The organism is Actinosynnema sp. NPDC091369, from assembly GCF_044757065.1.
Taxonomy (GTDB): Bacteria; Actinomycetota; Actinomycetes; order Mycobacteriales; family Pseudonocardiaceae; genus Actinosynnema.
This window is the reverse complement of the sequence record NZ_JBIVUG010000010.1, coordinates 51255-73308: the sequence shown is the minus strand read 5'-3', so window position 1 is coordinate 73308 and position 22054 is coordinate 51255. Positions and strand designations below refer to the sequence as shown.

The window sequence follows — 22054 nt, the reverse complement described above, 5'->3', positions numbered from 1 at the left end:
AAGGGGGCGTAGTCCACTGATGACGACCCACTGCTTCTGATTGATCTGCCCGTCCGGCGAGGACTCTTTGGTTTCTGTTTTTATTTACCCCTCCTCTTCCTCCTCCCCCCTTCCCCCTCACCTCCCCGCCGCCACCACCTCCGCCTCCTTGAACGCCCGCGGCGACAACCCGAGCCAAGCCGTCACCAACGCCCCGACCTGGATCACCGCCGCCATCACCCACACCGCCCGCAACCCGAACCCCGCCGCCACGAACCCGCCCGCCAGCGCACCCAACGGCGTCAACCCCCAGGCCAACGCCCGGTGGCTGGTCAACACCCGCCCCAACAACGCGGGCGGTGTGAAGCGCTGGCGGCTCGACTGCGAGCACACGTTCCACACCATCACGATCGCCGACTGCACGAACACCACCGCCGCGATCACCCACGCCCGAGCCGGCAGCACGCCGAGCAGCGCGATGGTCACCACCATCCCCACCTGGGCCAGCCGCATCGACCACGCGTAACCCAGCCGGTCGACCACCCGCGAGACCACGAACGACGACGCCACCCACCCGGCCGCCATCACCGCCAGCATCACGCCGTACCCGACCGACCCCAACCGCAGCAGCTCCTTCACGTACAGCACGAACATCGCCATCGTCGCGGCCGCCGCGAACGACCCGAGCGCCACCGCCACCGTGATCGACAGCAGCAGCCGCGTGCCGACCAGGAACCGCACCCCCTCCGCGATGTCGCGCAACGGGTGCTCGGTCGACGGCGTCGCCGGAGCCGAACGCAGCCCCCGCACCATGAACAACGCCACCACCGCCGCCGCCACGGCCACCCACGCGGGCGTGCCGAGCCCGAACGCCACCAGGAAACCGGCCGCCGGCGGCACCACGAACTGCACCACGCCCCGGTCGATCACGATCAGCCGCGCGTTCGCCGTCGCCAGCCGGTCCGGCTCCACCACCTCGGGCACCAGCGCGCCCGTCGCACCGTCACCGAGCACCTGCGCCGACGTCACCACGAACGCCAGCACCACCAGCAACGGCAGGCTCAACGCGTCCGCCAGCCCCGCCACCGCGAGCACCAGCGCCGCGCACCCCTGCACCAGGTACGCCGACGCGAGCACGGCACTGCGCCGCACCCGGTCGATCAGCACACCCGCGAACAGCGAGAACAACAGCCACGGCGACTGACCCACCACGTTGACCAGCGACAGCTGCCGCGGGTCCGCGGTGATCGTCGCCGCGATCCACGGCAACACCGCCAACATCAGACCTTCGGCCACCGAACCGGACACCGCGACGGCTTGCAGCCGCACCCACCCCCTGGACATGGTCGACACCCTGCCAACCGGGACTGGCGAAGGCCCACGTTTTAGCGTGGAGTGAACTCATGGCCCTCCGCTTCGCCGTCTCACCGCTGTGGGAGACGATCGCCGGCCTGCGCGTGCCGGCCGCGCCCGGCCTCTCCCCGGTGCACCAGCGCTGGATCGCGTGTGCCGAGAACCGCCTGCTTCCCCTCGGCGCGGACGCCTCGCCCCCGCACCACCTCGTCACGAGACCGGTCGTGCCGGAGTTCCTCATCCCGACCCCGGGCGTGCGGTCCGATCGCGTCGAGGTCGAGATCGACGCGATCGCCGAGGCCACCCCCGAGCGGATCGCCGCCGCTGTGGACGACCCCCGGCTCCGGTCCGACCCGGCGACGGCCATCACCGCCATGCAGGAACGGCTGCACGCCGTGCACGACGCGATCATCGCGCCGGTCTGGTCACGGCTGGAGGGCGTGCTCCGGGGCGACGTGGAGCGGCGCGGGCGGCGGCTGGTCGAGGCGGGCGGGCCGACCGTGCCGGCCGAGCTGCACCCCGAGGTGTCGTACCGCGTGCCGCACCTGACCGTGGCGGAGCGGACCGTCGACATCGGCGAGCGGGACCTGGTGCTGGTGCCCTCCGCGTTCACTGGATCCCGAACACCAGGGCACGCACGCCTACCTCCGCGACAGTCCCGTCCGCTTGGCGCTGTGCTACCCGGCGCACGGCTTCGGCTCGCTCTGGGAGCGGTCGGACGCGCCCACCCACGACGCCCTGGCCGCCTGGTCGGCCCCACCCGCGCCCGCCTGCTGTGCGAGCTGGAACGCCCCAGCACCGTCACCGAGCTCGCGACCAGGCTGGGCGTCACGGTCGGCGCGGTGTCGCAGCACCCGGGCGTGCTGCGGGCGGCGGGTCTCGCGGTCAGCCGCCGCGAGGGGCGTGAGGTGGTGTCGCTGCGCACCGGGCTCGGGCTGGCCCTGGTCCAGGGCGAAGTACCCTGATGCGGTGGGGGTCGTCCTGTCCGAAGCCGAGTGGACCGCGCGGCGTGACGCGCACGCGGAGCGGGTGCGCCGGTGGACCGGACCGCACCACGAGCGCAAGGCCGCCGGCCGCAAGCACCCGGTGCTGGACTTCCTGTTCTCCTACTACTCGCACCGCCCGTCACGCCTGGAGCGCTGGCACCCCGGCCCCGGTGTGGTCCTCGAAGGCGACGCGGCGTCGGCCTACCTGAAGTGGCCCGTCTACCGGCGCACCGACGCCGGCGTGACGCTCGACGTCGAGGCGTTCGCGCGCGAGCGGGCCAACACGATCGCGTTCGCCGGCCGGCTGCTCACCGCCACCGCGGGCCGCGCGCCCCGGCTGGGCTGCTTCGGCCTGCACGAGTGGGCGATGGTCTACCGGCAGCGGCCGGAGCAGGTGCGGCACAACGCGTGGCCGCTGCGGCTGGGCAGCGACGGCACCGACCGGGTGGTGGAGTCGCACCGCGTGCAGTGCGGCCACTTCGACGCGTTCCGCTTCTTCACCCCGGACGCACGGCCGCGCAACGCGCTCCAGCCGACCCGGGAGACCCAGGTCGACCTCGAACAGCCCGGGTGCCTGCACGCGAACATGGACCTGTTCAAGTGGGCCTACAAGCTCGACCCGGCGACGCCGTCCGAGCTGGTCGCGGACTGCTTCGAGCTGGCGGCGCGGGTCCGCGAGCTGGACATGCGGGCCAGCCCGTACGACCTGGCGGACCTCGGCTACGAGCCGGTGCGGATCGAGACCGCCGAGGGCCGCGCCGAGTACGTGCGGCAGCAGAGCGCGTTCGCCGAGGCCGCCGGGCCGCTGAGAGCCCGGCTGATCGAGCTGACCCGGGTCCTCACGCGCGCGGCCACCGCGCCCGTCGCCGCTCGATGACCTGGAGTAACTTCACCCGATCCGCAGACGTCACCTGTTAGCGTGACGCCGGTCGGGATTCGCCAGCCGTATCCGGTCGGACGCTGAGAGGGAAGACGATGTCTCGACACCGCGCGCTGCGGACGAAGGTGCGGCGCGGCATCGCGACGTGGCCCGTGGCCATCGTCGGCTTGGTGGTCCTCCTCGTGCTCGGGTGGCTCGGCTGGAGCTGGGTCGGCGGCCTCGTCGAACGGCGCGCCGCGGCGCAGGCGGGCGACTGCGACGAGGGCGACGCGCTGCTGCGGATCGCCTCCACGCCCAGCATCGCCGAGGCGGTCAAGCAGGTCGCCGAGGCGTGGAGCGGGACGCGTCCCGTCGTCTACGACCACTGCATCCGGATCGAGGTGCAGTCCATCGACTCCGAGGTGGTCCTCGGCGGCCTCACCCAGGGCTGGGACACCGCGACCATCGGCGAGCGCCCGCACGCGTGGGTCACCGACTCGATGCTGTGGGCCAACCGGCTCGGCGCGCAGAACGCCGCCCTGCTCGGCGGCGTCCCCGAGTCGATCGCGGCCAGCCCCGTGCTGCTGGCCCTGCACCAGGACCAGGCGCAGGCGGTGCAGTCCGGTTCCGGGTTCCGCTGGACCGACCTGCCGGACCTGGCGGGCGCGGCGGACGGCTGGGGCCGGTTCGCCCACCCCGAGTGGGGCCGGTTCACCGTCGCCATGCCCGACCCGGCGACGAACGCGGCCACCGCGATGGCCGTGCAGTCGGCGCTGGCCGGCGCGAGCCCCGAGGGCAAGGGGCCGGTCACCGTCGAGATGCTGGCGCTGGACCCGGTGAAGAGCACGATGGGGCGGCTGTCGTCGTCCAAGCCCGAGCGGACGCCCGCGACCACGTGGGAGGCGATGAAGCTGCTCGCCGACGACACCGCGGTCAACGCGGCCGGGTTCAGCGCGGTGCCCGTGTTCGAGGTGGACCTGTACCGGCACAACACCGGCAAGGACAGCGGCACGCCGCCGTCGCAGCCGCTGTACGGGGTCGCGGCGGGCGGTCCGACGCCGATCGCCGACTTCCCGTTCGTGCCGCTCGCGGGCGACTGGGTCGGCGAGGCGCAGGTGCGCGCGGCGCAGGCGTTCCGCGAGTTCCTGCGCGAACCGGACCAGCAGAAGATCCTGGCCGCCGCCGGCCTGCGCGTGGAGGCCACGACCGAGCGGCCCAAGCCGTCGCCGGGCATCCGGTGGGCCGCCGTCACCGACACGCTCACGCCCGCCGACGCCAACACCACCCAGCAGATCTCGGCCGCGTGGGCGACCGCCGGCGACGCCCAGGTCGTCACGGTGCTGGTGGACACGTCGAAGTCGATGGAGGAACCCGGCGGCGACGGCCGCAGCCGGATGGACTGGGTCAAGCGGGCGCTGTCCGGGCAGGTCAACCGGTCGGTGTCGGGGTCGCTGGGACTGTGGGAGTTCTCCCGCCAGCTCGACGGGGACAAGCCGTACCGGCAGGTCGTGCCGACCGGCCCGGTCGCCGCGCAGCGGCAGGCGCTGCTGGACGGCGTGGCGGAGCTGGAGCCGCGCAGCGCGACCCAGCTCTACACCAGCGTGCTCGCGCTGTACGAGCGGATGCTCGCCAACCACCAGGACGGCAAGCGCAACCGGATCGTGGTGCTCACCGACGGCGTGAACGACGGCGGGCTGACGTTCCAGGAGCTGACGTCGCGGCTGGCCTCGATCAAGCAGCCGGGCAAGGACATCGCGATCAGCGTCATCGCGCTCGGCCCGGACCCGGAACGCGCGCCGCTGTCCGAACTGGCCCGCTCCACCGGCGGCACCCTGTCCGTGGTCGAGGACGGCCGCGGGGTGGACGCCGCCCTGGGCCAACTCCTGTCCGCCGACTGACCTCCCCTCGACCAACCGCCCTCCTCCGCACCGGCCGGCTGTCCCTCCGAACCGGCCAACCGCCCTCCGCCCGGCCGGCCGTCCCTGCGCCCGGCCGGCACCCGGTCACAGCCCGTGGCACCACCGCGGTCGAATTGCGCCGATCGAAGGAGAAATGCGCGGCATTCGACTCGTTAAATAAACACCGCCCGATTCACCGCCGATCTTCCCGGCACCGGATTTTTCCTGGCCGACGGCCACCTCGTGATCGTCTTCGCTGGTCAACCGCGCGCCGAAGCCGGTTGATAGGCATCGAATGGTCTCGTAACTTCGAGTGCTTCGACGTCCCTGCACAACGTCGAACCCCCTGCACACGAAAGGACGATCACCGTGAGGAAGTTATTCCTGGCGCCTGCCCTGCTGGCGCTCGTGCTCGCCGTCCTCGTCGCACCGAACTCCCAGGGCTCCCTCGGCGAGGCCCACGCGACCACCGTTCTCGACCTGGCCTCCGCGCCCGCCGACGTGCTGACCACCCCGCCCTCCGTGGCCGCGTGGCCGGTGCCGAACGCCCGGACCTACCGCATCCTCAGCTCCTGCTCGCCGTACGCGTCGGCGATCCGCGCCGGCGCGCGGGCGTGGGCCGGGCTGACCGAGAGCTCCAGCGGCACCCCCGTCGAGTGCCGCAACGGCTACATCACCGACTGCGGCGGCGGCAGCCGCGTGGTGGGCTGCAACTGGGGCGCGGGCCAGCGGATCGCGCTCTACATGGGCGGCGTGAACGACGACGCCCTCCTGGCCGCCCACGAGTTCGGCCACGACTGGTACGGCCACTCCTCGTACCAGTGCGCCGGCTGGGGCAGCCCGGCCGAGGTGATGGCGCCGTCCATCTGCAACTACAGCAACGCCACCACGATCGACTGACGACCCGGGGAGGCGCGTCCCCGGGGCGCGCCTCCCTCCCGGTCACCGCGCGTACACCGCCGCCATCGCCGCGATCCGGGCGATGACCCGCTCACGCAGCTCCGGCGGCTCCACCACGTCCACCTCGGGTCCGAGGCGCAGCAGGTCGACCAGCGCGTGCTCCAGCGACTCCACCGGCACCCGGACCGTCGTCCACTCCCCCTCCGGCTCGACGTCCCTCAACTCACGCGCCGCGACGAGCCCCAGCAGCACCTGCGCGCTGCGCAACCCGTTCGGCGTCAGCCGGACCGTCACGCGCATCGGGTACATGCGCTGCTCGAACCGCTCCGACCAGCCCGCCCAGTACTCGGCCAGGTCGAACCCCTCGGGCCGGTCGAACGACTCGTCCAGCGCGGACAGCTCCAGCACCCGTGACACGCGGTAGGTGCGCAGGTCGTCGGTCCGGGCGACGAGGTACCAGTTGCCCGCCTTGAGCACGAGCCCCAGCGGCTCCACCGTCCGCTCCACCTCGACCTGCGCCCACCGCACGTACCGGATGCGCAGCCGCCGCTGCTGCCACACCGCCTCCGCGATCGCGGCCACGTGCGGCGTGCCCTCGTTGCCGCGGAACCAGCCGGGCGCGTCCAGGTGGAACCTCTCCCGGATCCGCGCCGCCCGCGACCGCAGCTCCGGCGGCAGCGCCGCGAGCACCTTGAGCTGCGCCGCCGCCACCACCGCGCCCAACCCGAGCTCGGCCGCCGGCCCCGGCATGCCCGCCAGGAACAACGAGTCGGCCTCCTCGGTCGTCAGCCCGGTGAGCCGGGTGCGGTACCCGTCGACCAGCCGGTACCCACCCGCCGGCCCGCGGTCGGCGTACACGGGCACGCCGGACGCCCCGAGCGCCTCGACGTCCCGGTACACCGTGCGGACCGACACCTCCAGCTCGTCCGCCAGCTCCTGCGCCGTCATCCGGCCGCGCGACTGGAGCAGCAGGAGCAGGGACAACAACCGACTGGCGCGCATGTCCCCATCCTTCCTGACACGACCTGTCAGGTATGCCCGGCAAGCTGACTCCCATGAGCACCGCACAGGCCAACGCCGAGATGAAGAGCTGGGACGAGCACACGTGGGACGGCAAGCGCTACGACGAAGTCACCGGCCCGAAGCAGACGGTCGGCGGCATGACCACCGCCTACACCGGTGACCTGGAAGCCACGGGCGACCTGCGCTTCGTCATGTCCTACACCGACGACGACTCCTGCGCCTCCACCGGCTACGAGGTCGTCACGGGCACCCTGAACGGCCGCCAGGGCAGCTTCGTCCTCCACCACACCGGCGGCTACCACGACGGCGTCGCCACCGGCACCTTCACCGTCACCTCCGCCACCGGCGACCTCGCCGGCCTGACCGGCACGGGCCGCCTCACCTGGCCGCAGGGCGAACCGGGCCGGTTCGAGCTGGACTACGAGCTCGCCTGACCGGAAGACGACGGCGGGCCACCCGATCAAGCCGGGTGGCCCGCCGTGCGGAACGCGAGACCCTGCGGTCAGCCGCCGTAGGCCGAGACCGGCGGGCAGGAGCAGACCAGGTTGCGGTCGCCCTTGGCGCCGTCGATGCGGCGCACCGGGGGCCAGATCTTCGGGGCCGAGGTGCCCGCCGGGAACACCGCCACCTCGCGGCTGTACGGGTGGTCCCACTCCGTCGCGATGGAGGCGGCCGTGTGGGGGGCGTTGCGCAGCGGGTTGTCGTCGGCCGGCCACTCGCCCGAGCCGACGCGGTCGATCTCGTGCTTGATGGCGATCATCGCGTCGATGAACCGGTCGATCTCGCCGAGGTCCTCGCTCTCGGTCGGCTCCACCATCAGCGTGCCCGCCACCGGGAACGACATGGTCGGCGCGTGCAGGCCGTAGTCGGCCAGCCGCTTCGCCACGTCGTCCACCGTCACGCCGGTCGCCTTGGTGATCGGCCGCAGGTCGAGGATGCACTCGTGGGCCACGAAACCGCCCTCGCCGGTGTAGAGCACGGGGAAGTGCTCGTCCAGCCGGCGCGCCACGTAGTTCGCCGCCGCCACCGCGGTCAACGTCGCCCGGCGCAGGCCGTCCGCGCCCATCATCCGCACGTACGCCCACGAGATCGGCAGGATCGACGCCGAACCCCACGGCGCGGCGCTGATCGGGCCGACACCGGTCTCCGGACCGGCCGTCGGCTGCAACGGGTGGTTCGGCAGGAACGGCGCCAGGTGCGACCGCACGCCGATCGGGCCGACGCCCGGACCACCGCCGCCGTGCGGGATGCAGAACGTCTTGTGCAGGTTCAGGTGCGACACGTCCGACCCGAACTTGCCGTACTGCGCCAGCCCGATCAGCGCGTTGAGGTTCGCGCCGTCCACGTAGACCTGGCCGCCGGCGTCGTGCACCAGCCCGCACACCTCGCGCACGGTGTCCTCGTACACGCCGTGCGTCGACGGGTAGGTGATCATGATCGCGGCGAGCGAGTCGCGGTGCGCGTCGATCGTGGAGCGCAGGTGCTCGACATCCACGTTGCCGTGGTCGTCGCACTTGACGACCACGACCCGCATGCCGGCCATCACGGCGGACGCGGCGTTGGTGCCGTGCGCGCTGGACGGGATCAGGCACACGTCGCGGTGGTCGTCGCCGTTGGCCCGGTGGTAGGCGCGGATCGCGAGCAGGCCCGCGAACTCGCCCTGGCTGCCCGCGTTCGGCTGCAACGACACCGCGTCGTACCCGGTGACCTCGGCCAGCCACCGCTCCAGGTCACCGACGATGGTCAGCAGCCCCTCGGCGTCCGACGCGGGCGCGAACGGGTGCAGGTCGGCGAACTCCGGCCACGTCACGGGCTCCATCTCGGCCGTGGCGTTGAGCTTCATCGTGCACGAGCCCAGCGGGATCATGCTGCGGTCCAGCGCCACGTCCTTGTCCGACAACGACCGCAGGTAGCGCAGCAGCGCGGTCTCGGAGCGGTGCGCGTGGAACACCGGGTGGGTCAGGTAGTCGCTGGTGCGGCGCAGGTCGGCGGGGATGCCGTCGGCGGTGTCGGCGTCCAGGCCGTCCACGTCGGAGACGGTCACCCCGAACGCCTTCCACACCAGTTCCAGGTGCTCGCGCGTGGTCGTCTCGTCGCACGCGATGGACACCACGTCCGCGTCCACCTGCCACAGGTTCACGCCCAGGTCGCGCGCGGCCGACACGACGGCGGCGGCACGGCCCTCGACGCGGGCCCGCACGGTGTCGAAGAACTCGCCGTGCACGATCTCGACGCCGCCCTCCAGCAGGCCGGCGGCCAGCACGGTCGCCATCCGGTGCGCCCGGGTCGCGATCGCCTTCAGGCCCTCCGGACCGTGGTACACCGCGTACATCGAGGCCATCACCGCGAGCAGGACCTGCGCGGTGCAGATGTTGCTGGTGGCCTTCTCCCGGCGGATGTGCTGCTCGCGGGTCTGCAACGCGAGGCGGTAGGCGAGCGAGCCGTCCGCGTCCACGGACACGCCGACCAGCCGGCCGGGCAACTGCCGCTCCAGGCCCTGGCGCACGGCCATGTAGCCGGCGTGCGGCCCGCCGAACCCGATCGGCACGCCGAAGCGCTGCGTGGTGCCGATGACGACGTCCGCGCCGATCTCGCCGGGCGGGCGCAGCAGCGTCAGCGCCAGCAGGTCCGCGGCGACCACCGCCTGCGCGCCCGCCTTGTGGATCTCCTCGATCACCGACGCGTGGTCGCGCACCACGCCGGACGCGCCGGGGTAGGACAGCAGCACGCCGAAGAAGTCGCCGCCCAGGCCGAGCCCCTCGATGCCCTGCGACAGGTCGGCGGTGACGATCTCGATGCCCAGCGGCTCGGCGCGCGTCTCGATGACGGCCAGCGTCTGCGGCAGCGTGTCGGCGTCCACCACGAACTTGTTCGACTTGGCCCGGCCCGCGCGGCGGACCAGCGTCATCGCCTCGGCGGCGGCCGTGGACTCGTCCAGCATCGAGGCGTTGGCCAGCGGCAGACCGGTCAGGTCGGCGACCATCGTCTGGAAGTTCAGCAGCGCTTCGAGGCGGCCCTGGGAGATCTCCGGCTGGTACGGCGTGTACGCCGTGTACCAGGCGGGGCTCTCCAGCACGTTGCGGCGGATCACCGGCGGGGTGGTCGTGCCGTAGTAGCCGAGCCCGATCATCTGCGTCATCGGGCGGTTGCGCGCGGCGAGGGCGCGCAGCTCGGCCAGCGCCTCGGTCTCGGTGGCGGGCGCGGGCAGGTCCAGCACCAGGTCGCGCTCGCGGATCGACTCGGGGACGGCGTGCTGCGCCAGTTCCTCCAGCGAGCCGACACCGATCACGTCGAGGATGCGGGCCAGCTCGGCGGGCCGCGGGCCCACGTGCCGGTCGGCGAACGGGGTGCCGTGCTCGAGTGCGGCGAGGGGGATGCGGTCCTGCGTCATCGGTGCTGGCCTCCAGGGCTCCGGACAGACTTCTGCCGTTGCCCTCCCCCTCTGTCTTCTGCCCGGTCTCGGGCGCCTGAGAGCTTCACCCGGCTGTCGGGCTTGCACCGTCGGCGGGGTCGGTCGGTCGTGCCCGACCCGCTTTCCAGAGGCGTCTCACCCGCACGGTCCTTGCGCCTGAGAGGTTCCGGGGAGGATTTGCTCCTTCGGCGCCGAGACGGGCTCGGACTCTCCCGCACGGGATAAAGCGACTACGCGCGGAATCGTACCCGTCGGAGGGGTGAACGGTACCGCCGGCGCGACGTGGATCTCAGTGCGCGCCGGTCGACCCACCCGGTCAGCCGATGGCCCTCGTCCGACGGCGACGGGACAGCTCGTCGTCGGACGGCTCCACGATCTCGGCCCCGTCCGCCCGTTCGGCGGGGAAGTCGTGGATCGTGCCGCTGATCTCCCGCATCGCTCCGGAGACCGCGATGCCGAACACCCCCTGGCCGCCCTGGAGCAGGTCGACCACCTCTTCCGGCGACGTGCACTCGTAGACGGTGGTGCCGTCGCTGAACAGCGTGATGCGGGCCAGGTCCTGCACGCCGCGGCGGCGCAGGTGGTCCACGGCGACCCGGATGTTCTGCAACGAGACGCCGGTGTCCAGCAGTCTCTTCACGACCTTGAGGACCAGGATGTCCTTGAACGAGTAGAGCCGTTGGCTGCCCGAGCCGTGCGCACTCCTTATCGTGGGGTTGACCAACCCCGTGCGCGCCCAGTAGTCCAGCTGGCGGTAGGTGATGCCCGCGATCTGGCACGCGGCGGGGCCGCGGTACCCGACCAGTTCGTCCGGCAGCGAGGAGTCCGGGAACAGCTCACCCTGTTCGCCGGATCCGGCCCGGATGGGCGCTTCCTCGACCACGCCTGCCTCCCCTCGGTCCGGTCACGACGACCGGCGACCAACGTGAAGCCGCCGCGGTGCCCGAATCACACCGTGGCAATTCACCTGAGTTCGACGGTAAGACCGGCTAGGGGGCAGGTCAACGCGACGCGCGGGACGTGTCTGACCTCAACGTGAGGTAGAGGTTGAGAGAGTCGCCCGTCGTAAGCCATTCGGGTGACGTTTAGTGATCGTTTAGCCGATCAACGTTGACGTTGTGTAATTCAGGGGTGTGACGCCTGATGGTGGCACGCGGGGTTGATCCACAACGCACCGCGCACGCTCGCGAAGGGCCGTTCACGGTGTGGGGCCGGGGGTGCGCCCTTCGTGGGCGGGTTCGGGTAGGGGTGTCGTTGTCAAGCACCCGACTCGTCGGTACTTGGGGTGGGTTGGTGTACCCCCGCGGGGCGATTTGGGGTCCAAGAGCCCAAAAGCGTCCTCGCCGGACGGGCAGATCAGCAGGATGACCCCAACCCCCGCTGATGGCCCCTGTTTCGTCGTGGGTCCGGGTTTCGTGTCGTCCCACCGACCTCCCGAAGGGCTACCACACGCGTCAGGGGGGCGACATCAGTAGACGCCGTAGCCCGCAGTGGACCACGCCCCCCTTGACACGTGCGGTAGGGCTGCGCCAGGTCGGCGGGATGACACGAAGCCCTACTTGTGCAGCAAAGACGTCCAGCGAGGTGGGTCGGGGGTCGCGAGTCGCAACCGGGGTGCGGACGGGTCGGGCGCGGTCGGCCGCGTTGGGTTTGCCCTTCCCATGGGAGGGGTTCGTGTCGTCCCGCCGACCTGGCCTTGCCCTACCGCACGTGTCAAGGGGGGCGAAGTCCAGCAATGCCCGCGGCGCTTACTGATGTCGCCCCCTTGACGCGTGTGGTAGCCCGGAGGGAGGTCGGTGGGATGACACGGAACCCGACCCACGACGAAACAGGAGATCCCGGAGGTGGTCGGGGTCATCCTGCTGATCTGCCCGTCCGGCGAGGACGCTTGTGATCTCTCGGTCTTGGGTCTTCCCAGCGCAGCTCACCGCAACTACCGATGACCGCAAGGGCCGGCCACCTCGGGCGCAGATCGGCCTACGTGTCCGCCCCGCGGAAGTCCTCCGGCGAGACCGAGTCGAGGAACTCGCGGAACTTCTCGACCTCGTCCTCCTGCTCGTCCGGGATGATCAAACCGGCCTCGGCCAGCACGGACTCCTCCGCGTGGATCGGCACGCCGATCCGCAGGGCCAGCGCCACCGAGTCGCTCGGCCGCGCCGAGACGCGGATGTCGCCGTCGAAGACGAGCTCCGCGAAGTACGTGCCCTCCTGCAGGTCGGTGATCCGCACCTGCTCCAGCTGCCGACCGAGGGCTCCGATGACGTCCTTGAGCAGGTCGTGCGTCAACGGCCGGGCAGGACGGACACCTTGCTGCTCCAACGCGATCGCCGTGGCCTCGACCGATCCGATCCAGATCGGCAGGTACCGTTCGCCCTCGGTTTCGCGCAGCAGCAGGATCGGCTGGTTGGCGGGCAACTCCACCCGCACGCCGACGACGCGCATCTCGCTCATCGGGTCTCGCCTCCCTCAGCGCGCTGAAATTCTGGCGTCCCCGCTACCTAACGAGGATCCCCCACGTACAGTTTCGACGCTACCCGCCAAGCGGGCTCTGTGCGCAACCGCCCGGCCGCTTCGGATCACGATGCGGACACACCCTCACCTCGGTGAAACGGGTTGCCCTGACCCTCGCGCAGCCCCACCTTCACCAACAGTGTGTGCAGCGTTACGGAGAGCGCGGCCAGCTCCCGCACGACCTCGTCGCGGTCGCGCTGCCGGGGCGCCGCGCCCGCGGCCTGCTCCACCAGCCCGACCTCGCGGTCGGCCGCCACGCGGAACGGCCGCAGGTGGCGCGCCTCCAGCCCGTGCTCGGCCATGGCCCGCACGGTGGAGGCGATCTGCACGGCCTCGTGGTCGTAGAACCCGCCCGCACCGGCCCTGATCAAACCGTGCTGCTCCAGGTCGGCCAGCACGCCCGGCTCGATGCCCGCGCGGGCCAGCAGGTCCTCGCGGGTGACGCGGTGCCCGGCGGCCGGGGAGAGGTCGACCGCGCGCACCGCCTTCGACGCGCCCTGGTCGGCCGCGTCCAACTGCTCCTTGATGACCTTCAGCGGCAGGTACCGGTCCCGTTGCGCGGACAGCACGTACCGCAGGCGGTCCACGTCCGCGGACGTGAACTGCCGGTACCCCGACGCCGTGCGCGCCGGGCGGACCAACCCCTCCGACTCCAGGAATCGGATCTTGGAGATGGTGACGTCGGGGAAGTCGGGTCGCAGCTGCGCCAGCACCGCCCCGATGCTCAACCCCCCGCGTGGCCGCCCGGCCGCCGTCACCGGAGCCCCATCGCTCAGGCCCCCTGGCCCCCGGCGCCCGGACCGGTCAGGAACACCAGGCGGAACTTGCCGATCTGCACCTCGTCGCCGTTCGCCAGCACCGCCTGGTCGACGGGCTCGCGGTTGACGTAGGTGCCGTTGAGGCTGCCCACGTCGATCACCACGAACTCGCCGCCCTCACGGCGGAACTCGGCGTGGCGACGGGAGACCGTCACGTCGTCGAGGAAGATGTCGCTGTCGGGGTGCCGCCCCGCGCTCGTCGTGTCGCGGTCCAGCAGGAACCTCGACCCCGCGTTGGGGCCGCGCTTGACCACGAGCAGCGCCGACCCGGCGGGCAGCGCGTCGACACCCGCGACGGCAGGCTCCTGGGCGGGCGCCTCGGCGCCCTCGACCTCGGCGAGGAAGTCGGCCCGGAACACGGAGGTCCGCTCCGGGGACTGCTCTGGCGGAACGCCTGGCCCGTCGTTCGTGCTCACCTGAGCTCTCCTCCTGCTGCTGGAACCGTCGAGACCGCTAGAACCTATCGTGCCCGAACCCTGGTCTGAGGAGCGGCTCCCCCACCGACCGAAGAGCCGCCGGAAGATCGACGTCACCCCTGTGCCACCAGCTCCTGGTACGCGGCGGCGTCGAGCAGGTCGTCGACCGCGGACGGGTCCTCCAGCCGCAACTCCACCATCCACCCCTCGCCGTAGGGGTCGGAGTTCACCAGGTCGGGCTGCTGGTCGAGCGAGTCGTTGCGGGCGACGACCTCGCCCGCGAGCGGCGCGTAGATGTCGGACACGCTCTTGGTCGACTCCACCTCGCCGAGCGTCTGCCCTGCCGCGACCTGCTCGCCGAGCTCCGGGAGCTGGACGAACACCACGTCGCCGAGCTGCTCCTGGGCGTAGTCGGTGATGCCCACGCGCACGGTGTCCTCACCTGTGCGCAGCACCCACTCATGTTCCTCGGTGTACTTGAGCTCCTCGGGAATCACCGCGGTGTGCTCCTTCAATGACGGTGGATCAACGCTCCGCCGGATCTTCCCACGTCGGCGTTCACGCCGGCGCGACACCCGGCCGTCGCCGCATCGCGAGGGTGAACTGGTACACGTACAGCACCCCGGACCACAGGTACAAGGCCCCGCCCCAGACCATGAACGCGTAGGCGACCGGACGGGCGACCTGCGCGGCCGTCGAGGTGCCCTGGGCGAGCAGGAGCATGGGGAACGCGTAGAGCAGGTTGAACGTGGCCGCCTTGCCCAGGTAGTTCACCTCGAACGGGCCGTAGCCGCGGGCCCGGAGCACGGGCAGGCAGAGGCCGACGACGAGTTCGCGGCCGACCAGCACCACCGCCACCCACCAGGGCACGATGCCGCGCACGACGAACGCCACGAGCGTGGCGAGGATGTAGAGCCGGTCGGCGGCGGGGTCGAGCAGGGCGCCGAGCCTGCTGGCCTGGTCGAGCCAGCGGGCGATCTTGCCGTCCAGCCAGTCGGACAGGCCCGCCGCGACGAGCACGACCAGCGCCCAGCCGTCGGCGTGCGGGCCGAGCAGCAGGTAGAGGAACAGGGGCACGCCGAGCAGCCGCAACACGCTCAGCGCGTTCGGGATGGTCAGCAGCCGGTCGGCGGGATCGTGCGACACGTCCGCACTGTAGAGGGCCGCCCGGCGTGCCCCGGTGGTCGACTCGCGGTGCGAGGCCCGCGTGCCCGGCTCAGTTGGTCGAACGGGTGCGGCTCCAGCCGCGTCGTTGCAGCTCGGCGCCGCTGAGCGCCTGCGGACGACCGCGGTCGTCGACGCCTACCCAGCGGGCCTGGAAACCTTCGAGCACGTACGCGTGGCCCTTGCTCCAGACCACGCTGCAGGGGGCTGTGGGCAGCGCCGCCGCGCCTGTGGTGCCGGCACGCGCTGCCCTCGGCTTCGCCGGCTCGGACTCGGTTTCCGTTCTGGTGCTCATCTGAAAATCCCTCCACCAGGGTTGTCGCCCACGGCTCTCGTGGCGTTATCCCCGTCACCCGATTCTGCTCGACTGTGGTCGAGACCACCTCCGCATTCGTGCCCGATCGCGGCCGGCGGCCGGTTGCGTCGCCGAGCTGCGCCCGGCGGGCGGGAACGCTTCCCCCGAGGCGTATCCCGTCCCGGCGGTACCAAACCGTTCACCGTCCATCGTCCGCCGCACACCGAACAGCGCACTACACTGATGCCTATCAGGGCGCCACCCGCGCGCTTGTGGTGTCGCCACGGGCTCCGTACGGTGGGTGGCGCAGCGGTTGAGCCAACAGCCGCGCCGGGAAGTCCGGCTAGCGGGGAATTGTTTCCGCCACGCTGCGGTTCAGTGCTGCGCGCACACTTCGTGCGCCCGGGCTTCCCACCCAGCGGTTCCAGCTGAAGAGGAGTGCCTCGTGACGGTTCAGGATCCGGACGTCGTGGCGACGAGCGGAGCCGAGTCCGCCGCGGTCGACAGCCCGCGAGCCGGGCAGCTCGGACTCGACGTCCGCACGGCGGCCCAGGGCGTCACCGTGGTGTCGGTGAGCGGTGAGGTCGACATGCTCACCGCGCCGCAACTGCGGGCGTCCGCTTTGCAGCACCTCGACGCCGGCAGCACGCTGGTGCTGGACCTGTCGGGGGTGAGCTTCCTCGGCTCGGCCGGCCTGGCCGTGCTGGTGGAGGCGTCGCAGCAGGCCGCCCGCCGCGAGGCGGAGTTCCGCGTCGTGGCGGTGGAGCGCGCCGTGACGCGCCCGCTGGCCGCCACCGGCCTGGGTGAGGTGTTCAGCGTGTTCGAGTCGGTCGAGCAGGCGCTGGGGGCCGGCGAGTCCCGCTGAGCCGGGCGACGGAGCGCTAGACGTGCGGCACCAGGTCGACGACTTGGTCCACGCCCGCCGCGACGAGCGCGCGGCGGGCGTGGCCGTGCTCGGGTGCGCGCACCACGAGCCGGTTGCCGGCCGCGGCGGCGGCCTCGGCGACCGCGCGCAGGCTGCGGACCAGGCCCTCGCTGTGCTCGCCCAGGGCGAGCAGGTCCACGACCACGGGCACGGTCCCGCCCCGCGCGGCGGTGAGGATGCGCCGGCGGACGGCGGGCGCGGCGTGCGCCGGGACGTCGCCGCGCACGTGCACCTCGACCCAGCCGTCCCGGGCGGTGACGTCCACCGGGTCGAGCGGCGCGGGCGCGGCCAGGTACGTGCCGCCCACCGTGTGCCGCGGCGCGAGGACCAGGGTGACGGTGGTGCCGCCGGCGCCTCGGTCGACCAGCACCTCGTCGACGTTCTCGCGCATCAGCAGCAGCCCCCGACCGCGGGCGGTCAGGGTGGGCGGCGGCACGCGCCAACCGCCGTGGTCGGTGACGACCACGCGCACGCTGCCGTCGGGCCGCGCGCTGGCGTCGATGTGCACCAGACCCTGCTCGTCCGGCCCGTACGCGTGCTCCACGGCGTTGCTGGCCGCCTCGTTCACCGCGACCAGCAGGTCGTAGCGGTCGTCCTCGGACAACCCCTCGGCGGCCAGCCAGGCGTCCAGCCGGGCACGGACCGCCGCGAGCTGCCCGGCTTGGGCCGGGAACTCCACTCCCCAGTGGTGGTCCGCGAGTTGATCGGTCAAAGGGCCTCCCCCGTCGCACCAGTCAGTCTTCCCAGCCCGCGCGTCGCCTACACGTGTGAACGACGATCAATTCGGGTACCGATAGCTTCAGCAGCACAACGAGACAGAACGGACGACGAGGTGAGCGTGTCGCACACTGAGCCGCGAAGCGGTGAGTCGGATAACGCCCTGGCCGGGGTCGAGTTGCGGATGGCGGCCGACCCCACGCAGCTGTCGATCGTCCGTGCCGTGGCGGCGGACATCGCCATGCGGCAGGACTTCGACCTGGACTCCATCGAGGACTTGAAGCTGGCGGTGGACGAGGCGTGTTCGACGCTCATCTCGCTGGCCTCGCAGGGCGCTGTGCTCAGCGCCCAGTTCGTGGTGGTGGACGGGTCGGTCCAGGTGTTCACCAAGGTGGGGTCGCAGCGGTCCGCGCCGCCGGACCGGGACAGCTTCGGCTGGCGGGTGCTGAGCGCGCTGGTCGACTCGGTGACGACCTGGGTCGCGCCGCAGGCGGAGGCGTTCGAGGTGCACATCGACCTGGTCAAGAGGTCGTTGGGGACGGTGGATGCGTGACGGGGTCGGACGGGGGCACGACGCGGTCCGGCACACAGGGTGACTACGACCACCTGGCGCCGCTGTTCGTGCGGCTCGCCGCGACCGCGAAGGGCGACCCGGAGCGGGAGCGGCTGCGCGACGAGCTGGTGACCGAGCACCTGCCGGTCGCCAAGCACATCGCCCGGCGGTTCGGGCACCGCGGTGAGCCGCACGACGACCTGGTGCAGGTGGCCACGGTCGGGCTGATCAACGCGGTGGACCGGTTCGACCCGGAGCGCGGCAGCGACTTCCTGTCGTTCGCGGTGCCGACGATCATGGGCGAGGTCCGGAAGTACTTCCGGGACTCCAGCTGGTCGGTGCGCATGCCGCGGCGGCTCAAGGAGCTGCACCTGGCGATCAACGCGGGGTCGGCGCGGCTGTCGCAGGAGCTGGGCCGGGCGCCGACGCCGAGCGAGCTGGCGCAGCACCTGGGCCTGAGCCGGGAGGAGATCCACGAGGGGCTGGCGGCGGGCAACGCCTACCACAGCGCGTCGCTGGACGACCTGCTCGTGGCCGACGACAGCTCCATCTCGCTGGGCAGCACGCTCGGCGAGGAGGACCCGGAGCTGGAGGCGATCGAGCAGCGGGAGGCGCTGCACCCGCTGCTGGAGAAGCTGCCGGAGCGGGAGCGCAAGATCGTGGTGATGCGGTTCTTCGGGAACATGACGCAGACCCAGATCGCGCAGAAGGTCGGCATCTCGCAGATGCACGTGTCGCGGCTGCTGGCCAAGACGCTGCGGCAGTTGCGCGAGGGTCTGACCGAATAGGACGTGACGACGACGAGAGGCCGCCTGGCACGGGGTGTCAGGCGGCCTTTTCGCGTTCGGTGGGGCCCGGCGGCCGGTGGGGGTGGGAGCGGCTCGGCGGCGGGCCCGGTGGGGTCTCCGAGGGGTGCCGGTCGGTGGGGCTCAGCGGCAGGTCGGCCGGTCGGTGCGTCGGTCGGTGCGGGTGGCAGGGCGGGTCAGGCGGCGGAACGGCGGCGGTCGGCGATGATGCGGCGGCGCTCGTCCTCGCCCATGCCGCCCCACACGCCGTACGGCTCCTGGACCGCCAGCGCGTGCTCGCGGCACGGGTCCACCACGGGGCAGCGGGCGCAGAGCTGCTTGGCCTTGTCCTCGCGGGCGGCCCTGGCCGAGCCCCGTTCGTTGTCCGGGTGGAAGAAGACCGCGCTGTCACGGCCTCGGCACAGCCCTTCCTTCTGCCAGTCCCAGACGTCGGTCACGGGCTTGGGCAAGCGCGCGGTGCTGGTCATCGGATGAACCCCCTTGCGGTGTCACAGGTGCTTGATCACGGCTTACCCGCTGGTCCCCGGGGGGCAAACGTGGTGCGCCTCATCGGATGGATTACCGGGCGGGTGGATTCGGGCCCGCAGCGTCACGCGTCGCGCAGCGCGGGCGCCACCGACTCCGCCCAGAACGCGAAGAACTGCTCCTGGTCGGGCCCGATCTGGCTCACGTACACCTCGTCGTAGCCCGCGTCGGCGAACTCGCGCACCCGGTCCGCGTACGGCCGCGGGTCGGGCCCCACGGGCAGCGCCGAGGCCACCATCTCCTCGGTGACCAGCGTCGACGCCTGCTCGAAGTGCCTGGGCGTCGGCAGGACCTGCGCCAGCTCACCGGGCAGCTGCTCGTTGGCCCACAGCCGGTGCGCCGTCTTCACGCCCGCCTCGGCCGAGGACGCGTGGCAGACCTTGAACCCGGCCTGGGTCGGTTTGCCGCCGCCGCCCGCCTCGCGGAACTTCGCCAGCAGCGACTCGTCCGGGATCGTGGAGCACAGGCCGTCGCCGATGCGCCCGGCGACCTCCGCCGCCTTCGGCCCGAACGCCGACACGTACACCGGAACGGGTGACGGTGGCACGGTGTAGAGCCGCGCGTTCTCGACCGTGTAGTGCTTGCCGCGGTGGCTGACCTCCTCGCCCGTCCACAGCGCGCGCATCACCTCGACGGCCTCTTCCAGCATCTCCAGCCGTTGCGGCGCGGACGGCCACGGGTCGCCGAAGATGTGCTCGTTCAACGCCTCGCCGGAGCCCACGCCGAGGGTGAACCCGCCCTGGCACTGGACGGCGGCGGTCGCGGCGGCCTGCGCGACCACGGCCGGGTGAATCCGGACCGTCGGACAGGTGACGGCGGTCGTGATGGGCAGCGACGTGACCTCGGACAGCGCCCCGATGACGGACCACACGAACGGGCTGTTCCCCTGCTCGTCGTTCCACGGGTGGTAGTGGTCGGAGATCCACAGGCGCTCGAACCCGGCCTGCTCCGCCCACCGCGCCTGCCGCACCAGGTCGCGCGGCCCGTGCTCCTCGCTGGAGAGGAAGTAACCGATGCTCACCATGGCCCCCGGTTACCCGCGCAGGAACTCCTGAACCTTGGTGGCCACCCCGCGCCGGACGACGTCCCACGCGTCCGGGTCGCCCTTCAGCATCGCCTCGGCGGTGGCCTTGGCCTGCTCGAACGTCGTGTGCGGCGGGATCGGCGGCGTGTTCGGGTCGCACCGCACGTCCAGCACCGCGGGCCGGGGCGCGGACAGGGCGCGCTCCCACGCACCGCCCAGGTCCTCCGGGTCGTCCACGGCGACGCCGTCCAGGCCCAGCGATCGGGCGAACGCCGCGTAGTCCACGTCCGGCAGCACCTGCGACTGCTCGAACTTCGGCGCGCCGCCCATGGACCGCAGCTCCCACGTCACCTGGTTGAGGTCGTTGTTGTGCAACACGCACACGACGCAGCGCGGGTCGGCCCACTCCTCCCAGTAGCGGGCGATGGTGATCAGCTCGGCCAGCCCGTTCATCTGCATGGCGCCGTCGCCGACCAGCGCCACCACCGGCCGCCCCGGATGGGCGAACTTCGCCCCGATCGCGTACGGCACCCCGGCGCCCATGGTCGCCAGCGTGCCGGACAGCGACCCGCGCATGTCGCCGCGCAGCTTCACCAGCCGCGCGTACCAGTTCGCCGCCGACCCCGAGTCGGCGGTCACGACCACGTCCTCGGGCAGCCGCGGTGACAGCTCCCACATGATCCGCATCGGGTTCACCGGGTCGGCGTCCACGAAGGACTGACGCCGCAACGTCTCCCACCACTCCACGACGTCGCGCTCCACCTTGTCCCGCCACGACCGGTCTTCCTTGCGCCGCAACAGCGGAACCATCGCGCGCAACGTCGCCCCGGCGTCACCCACCAGGTTGACCTCGGTCGGGTAGCGCATGCCGATGAACCGCCCGTCGACGTCCACCTGCACCGCCCGCGCCTTGCCGAACTCCGGCAGGAACTGCGAGTACGGGAAGCTCGACCCGACGATCAGCAACGTGTCGCAGTCGCGCATCAGCTCGTAGCTCGGCCGGGTGCCCAGCAACCCGATCGCGCCGGTCACCCACGGCTCGTCGTCGGGCAGCACGTCCTTGCCCAGCAACGCCTTCGCCACACCCGCGCCGAGCAGGTCGGCCACCTGGCGCACCTCGTCGGCCGCACCGCGCGCGCCCTGCCCGACCAGCACCGCGACGCGCTCGCCGGCGTTCAGCACCTCCACGGCGCGCGCCACGTCGTCCTCGGACGGCACGGCCGTCGCCCACGACCGGCTGGGCGCGCTCGACGGCACGTGCTTGAACGCGTGCTCGGGCGGCGAGTACTCCAGCTCCTGCACGTCGGCCGGGATGATCAGCGCGGTGGGCGCGCGCTGCGCCTCGGCGGTGCGGATGGCCCGGTCCAGCGCGTTGGGCAGCTGCTCGGGCACGACCACGTCCACCAGGTACTCCGAGGCGACGTCCTTGAACAGCGCGTGCAGGTCGACTTCCTGCTGGTAGCTGCCCCCGATCGCGGTGCGCGCCGTCTGCCCCACGATCGCGACCACCGGCACGTGGTCCAGCTTGGCGTCGTACAGGCCGTTGAGCAGGTGGATAGCCCCGGGCCCGGACGTCGCCAGGCACACCCCGACCCGCCCGCTGAACTTCGCGTAGCCCACGGCTTCGAGGGCGGACATCTCCTCGTGCCGCGACTGGATGAACCGCGGCCGGTCGTCACTGCGCCCGAAGGCGGCCACCAACCCGTTGATGCCGTCACCCGGATAGGCGAACACGTGCTCGACACCCCAGTTGCGGAGCCGGCGGAGCACGAAATCGGCGACAGTGTCGGTCATGGCCGTCCTCCCTCGAAAGGAAGGGAGTACCCGACCGGAAACCCACCACACTTCTCCCCACTTCAACATATAGCGCACAGGGGGCCTTGCGGCAAG

At 71.8% G+C, this 22054-nt stretch carries 22 protein-coding genes and 1 riboswitch; of the genes, 8 read left to right on the top strand and 14 right to left on the bottom strand.

Features of this window, described 5'->3' with window-relative positions; translation table 11 throughout:
* Nucleotides 1-117 precede the first annotated feature (117 nt).
* On the bottom strand, nt 118-1323 hold the full coding sequence (locus tag ACIQMJ_RS30500) for an MFS transporter (protein ID WP_499764448.1): 1206 nt from the start codon (nt 1321-1323) through the stop codon (nt 118-120).
* Nucleotides 1324-1382: 59 nt separating this feature from the next.
* Here ACIQMJ_RS30500 and ACIQMJ_RS30495 point away from each other — a divergent pair, with 59 nt between their 5' ends.
* The 4 genes from ACIQMJ_RS30495 (at nt 1383) to ACIQMJ_RS30480 (ending at nt 5975) form a co-directional block, all read left to right on the top strand.
* Nucleotides 1383-2297: an ArsR/SmtB family transcription factor gene (locus tag ACIQMJ_RS30495; RefSeq protein WP_499764447.1), complete on the top strand. Its 915-nt coding sequence runs from the start codon at nt 1383-1385 to the stop codon at nt 2295-2297.
* A gap of 4 nt (nt 2298-2301) precedes the next feature.
* Nucleotides 2302-3195 carry a 3-methyladenine DNA glycosylase gene (locus tag ACIQMJ_RS30490; RefSeq protein ID WP_499764446.1) on the top strand — a complete coding sequence of 298 codons (894 nt, stop codon included), beginning with the start codon at nt 2302-2304 and terminating at the stop codon, nt 3193-3195.
* A gap of 98 nt (nt 3196-3293) precedes the next feature.
* Complete coding sequence (locus ACIQMJ_RS30485) at nt 3294-5075, top strand: substrate-binding domain-containing protein (RefSeq protein WP_499764445.1); 1782 nt, start codon at nt 3294-3296, stop codon at nt 5073-5075.
* 369 nt (nt 5076-5444) lie between these two features.
* On the top strand, nt 5445-5975 hold the full coding sequence (locus ACIQMJ_RS30480; protein ID WP_499764444.1) for a hypothetical protein: 531 nt from the start codon (nt 5445-5447) through the stop codon (nt 5973-5975).
* Between the two features lie 42 nt (nt 5976-6017).
* On the opposite strand, the gene ACIQMJ_RS30475 is transcribed toward ACIQMJ_RS30480, so the two are convergent.
* Nucleotides 6018-6977: a helix-turn-helix transcriptional regulator gene (locus ACIQMJ_RS30475; RefSeq protein WP_499764443.1), complete on the bottom strand. Its 960-nt coding sequence runs from the start codon at nt 6975-6977 to the stop codon at nt 6018-6020.
* A 53-nt stretch (nt 6978-7030) separates the two neighbouring features.
* Between ACIQMJ_RS30475 and ACIQMJ_RS30470 the strand changes: the two genes are divergently transcribed.
* Nucleotides 7031-7432, top strand: coding sequence for a DUF3224 domain-containing protein (locus ACIQMJ_RS30470; protein ID WP_499764442.1), 402 nt, complete (start codon nt 7031-7033; stop codon nt 7430-7432).
* A 68-nt stretch (nt 7433-7500) separates the two neighbouring features.
* Here the strand turns inward: ACIQMJ_RS30470 and gcvP are convergent, their stop codons facing one another.
* The 8 genes from gcvP to ACIQMJ_RS30430 form a co-directional block, all read right to left on the bottom strand.
* Nucleotides 7501-10389, bottom strand: coding sequence for an aminomethyl-transferring glycine dehydrogenase (gene gcvP, locus ACIQMJ_RS30465; RefSeq protein WP_499764441.1), 2889 nt, complete (start codon nt 10387-10389; stop codon nt 7501-7503).
* 155 nt (nt 10390-10544) lie between these two features.
* Nucleotides 10545-10635, bottom strand: a riboswitch (glycine riboswitch).
* A gap of 91 nt (nt 10636-10726) precedes the next feature.
* Nucleotides 10727-11293 carry a MerR family transcriptional regulator gene (locus ACIQMJ_RS30460; protein ID WP_499764440.1) on the bottom strand — a complete coding sequence of 189 codons (567 nt, stop codon included), beginning with the start codon at nt 11291-11293 and terminating at the stop codon, nt 10727-10729.
* Nucleotides 11294-12387: 1094 nt separating this feature from the next.
* A complete protein-coding gene (locus ACIQMJ_RS30455; RefSeq protein ID WP_053720858.1) occupies nt 12388-12861 on the bottom strand; it encodes a bifunctional nuclease family protein in 474 nt (157 codons plus the stop codon).
* A 125-nt stretch (nt 12862-12986) separates the two neighbouring features.
* Complete coding sequence (gene ftsR, locus ACIQMJ_RS30450; RefSeq protein WP_499764439.1) at nt 12987-13679, bottom strand: transcriptional regulator FtsR; 693 nt, start codon at nt 13677-13679, stop codon at nt 12987-12989.
* A 14-nt stretch (nt 13680-13693) separates the two neighbouring features.
* Entirely contained in the window at nt 13694-14155 is a 462-nt protein-coding gene (gene garA / locus ACIQMJ_RS30445) for a glycogen accumulation regulator GarA (protein ID WP_033427969.1), read from the bottom strand.
* Between the two features lie 113 nt (nt 14156-14268).
* Entirely contained in the window at nt 14269-14652 is a 384-nt protein-coding gene (gene gcvH / locus ACIQMJ_RS30440; protein ID WP_387499723.1) for a glycine cleavage system protein GcvH, read from the bottom strand.
* Between the two features lie 61 nt (nt 14653-14713).
* Nucleotides 14714-15301: a cardiolipin synthase ClsA gene (gene clsA, locus ACIQMJ_RS30435; RefSeq protein WP_499764438.1), complete on the bottom strand. Its 588-nt coding sequence runs from the start codon at nt 15299-15301 to the stop codon at nt 14714-14716.
* A 70-nt stretch (nt 15302-15371) separates the two neighbouring features.
* Nucleotides 15372-15614: a hypothetical protein gene (locus ACIQMJ_RS30430; RefSeq protein WP_499764437.1), complete on the bottom strand. Its 243-nt coding sequence runs from the start codon at nt 15612-15614 to the stop codon at nt 15372-15374.
* 445 nt (nt 15615-16059) lie between these two features.
* On the opposite strand from ACIQMJ_RS30430, the gene ACIQMJ_RS30425 reads away from it, so the two are divergent.
* Nucleotides 16060-16479 carry an STAS domain-containing protein gene (locus ACIQMJ_RS30425; protein WP_499764436.1) on the top strand — a complete coding sequence of 140 codons (420 nt, stop codon included), beginning with the start codon at nt 16060-16062 and terminating at the stop codon, nt 16477-16479.
* A 16-nt stretch (nt 16480-16495) separates the two neighbouring features.
* On the opposite strand, the gene ACIQMJ_RS30420 is transcribed toward ACIQMJ_RS30425, so the two are convergent.
* On the bottom strand, nt 16496-17251 hold the full coding sequence (locus tag ACIQMJ_RS30420; RefSeq protein ID WP_499764435.1) for an ATP-binding protein: 756 nt from the start codon (nt 17249-17251) through the stop codon (nt 16496-16498).
* Nucleotides 17252-17377: 126 nt separating this feature from the next.
* Here ACIQMJ_RS30420 and ACIQMJ_RS30415 point away from each other — a divergent pair, with 126 nt between their 5' ends.
* Nucleotides 17378-17809, top strand: a complete 432-nt coding sequence (locus tag ACIQMJ_RS30415) for an ATP-binding protein (RefSeq protein WP_499764434.1) — start codon at nt 17378-17380, stop codon at nt 17807-17809.
* A complete protein-coding gene (locus tag ACIQMJ_RS30410) occupies nt 17806-18597 on the top strand; it encodes a SigB/SigF/SigG family RNA polymerase sigma factor (RefSeq protein WP_387499712.1) in 792 nt (263 codons plus the stop codon). The genes ACIQMJ_RS30415 and ACIQMJ_RS30410 overlap by 4 nt, the downstream gene beginning before the upstream one ends.
* A gap of 194 nt (nt 18598-18791) precedes the next feature.
* Here the strand turns inward: ACIQMJ_RS30410 and ACIQMJ_RS30405 are convergent, their stop codons facing one another.
* The 3 genes from ACIQMJ_RS30405 to ACIQMJ_RS30395 form a co-directional block, all read right to left on the bottom strand.
* Entirely contained in the window at nt 18792-19082 is a 291-nt protein-coding gene (locus ACIQMJ_RS30405; protein WP_141982085.1) for a WhiB family transcriptional regulator, read from the bottom strand.
* Nucleotides 19083-19204: 122 nt separating this feature from the next.
* On the bottom strand, nt 19205-20164 hold the full coding sequence (locus ACIQMJ_RS30400; RefSeq protein ID WP_499764433.1) for a TIGR03557 family F420-dependent LLM class oxidoreductase: 960 nt from the start codon (nt 20162-20164) through the stop codon (nt 19205-19207).
* 9 nt (nt 20165-20173) lie between these two features.
* Nucleotides 20174-21958 (bottom strand): thiamine pyrophosphate-requiring protein, encoded by a 1785-nt coding sequence (locus ACIQMJ_RS30395; RefSeq protein WP_499764432.1) that lies wholly within the window; start codon nt 21956-21958, stop codon nt 20174-20176.
* Nucleotides 21959-22054 lie beyond the last annotated feature (96 nt).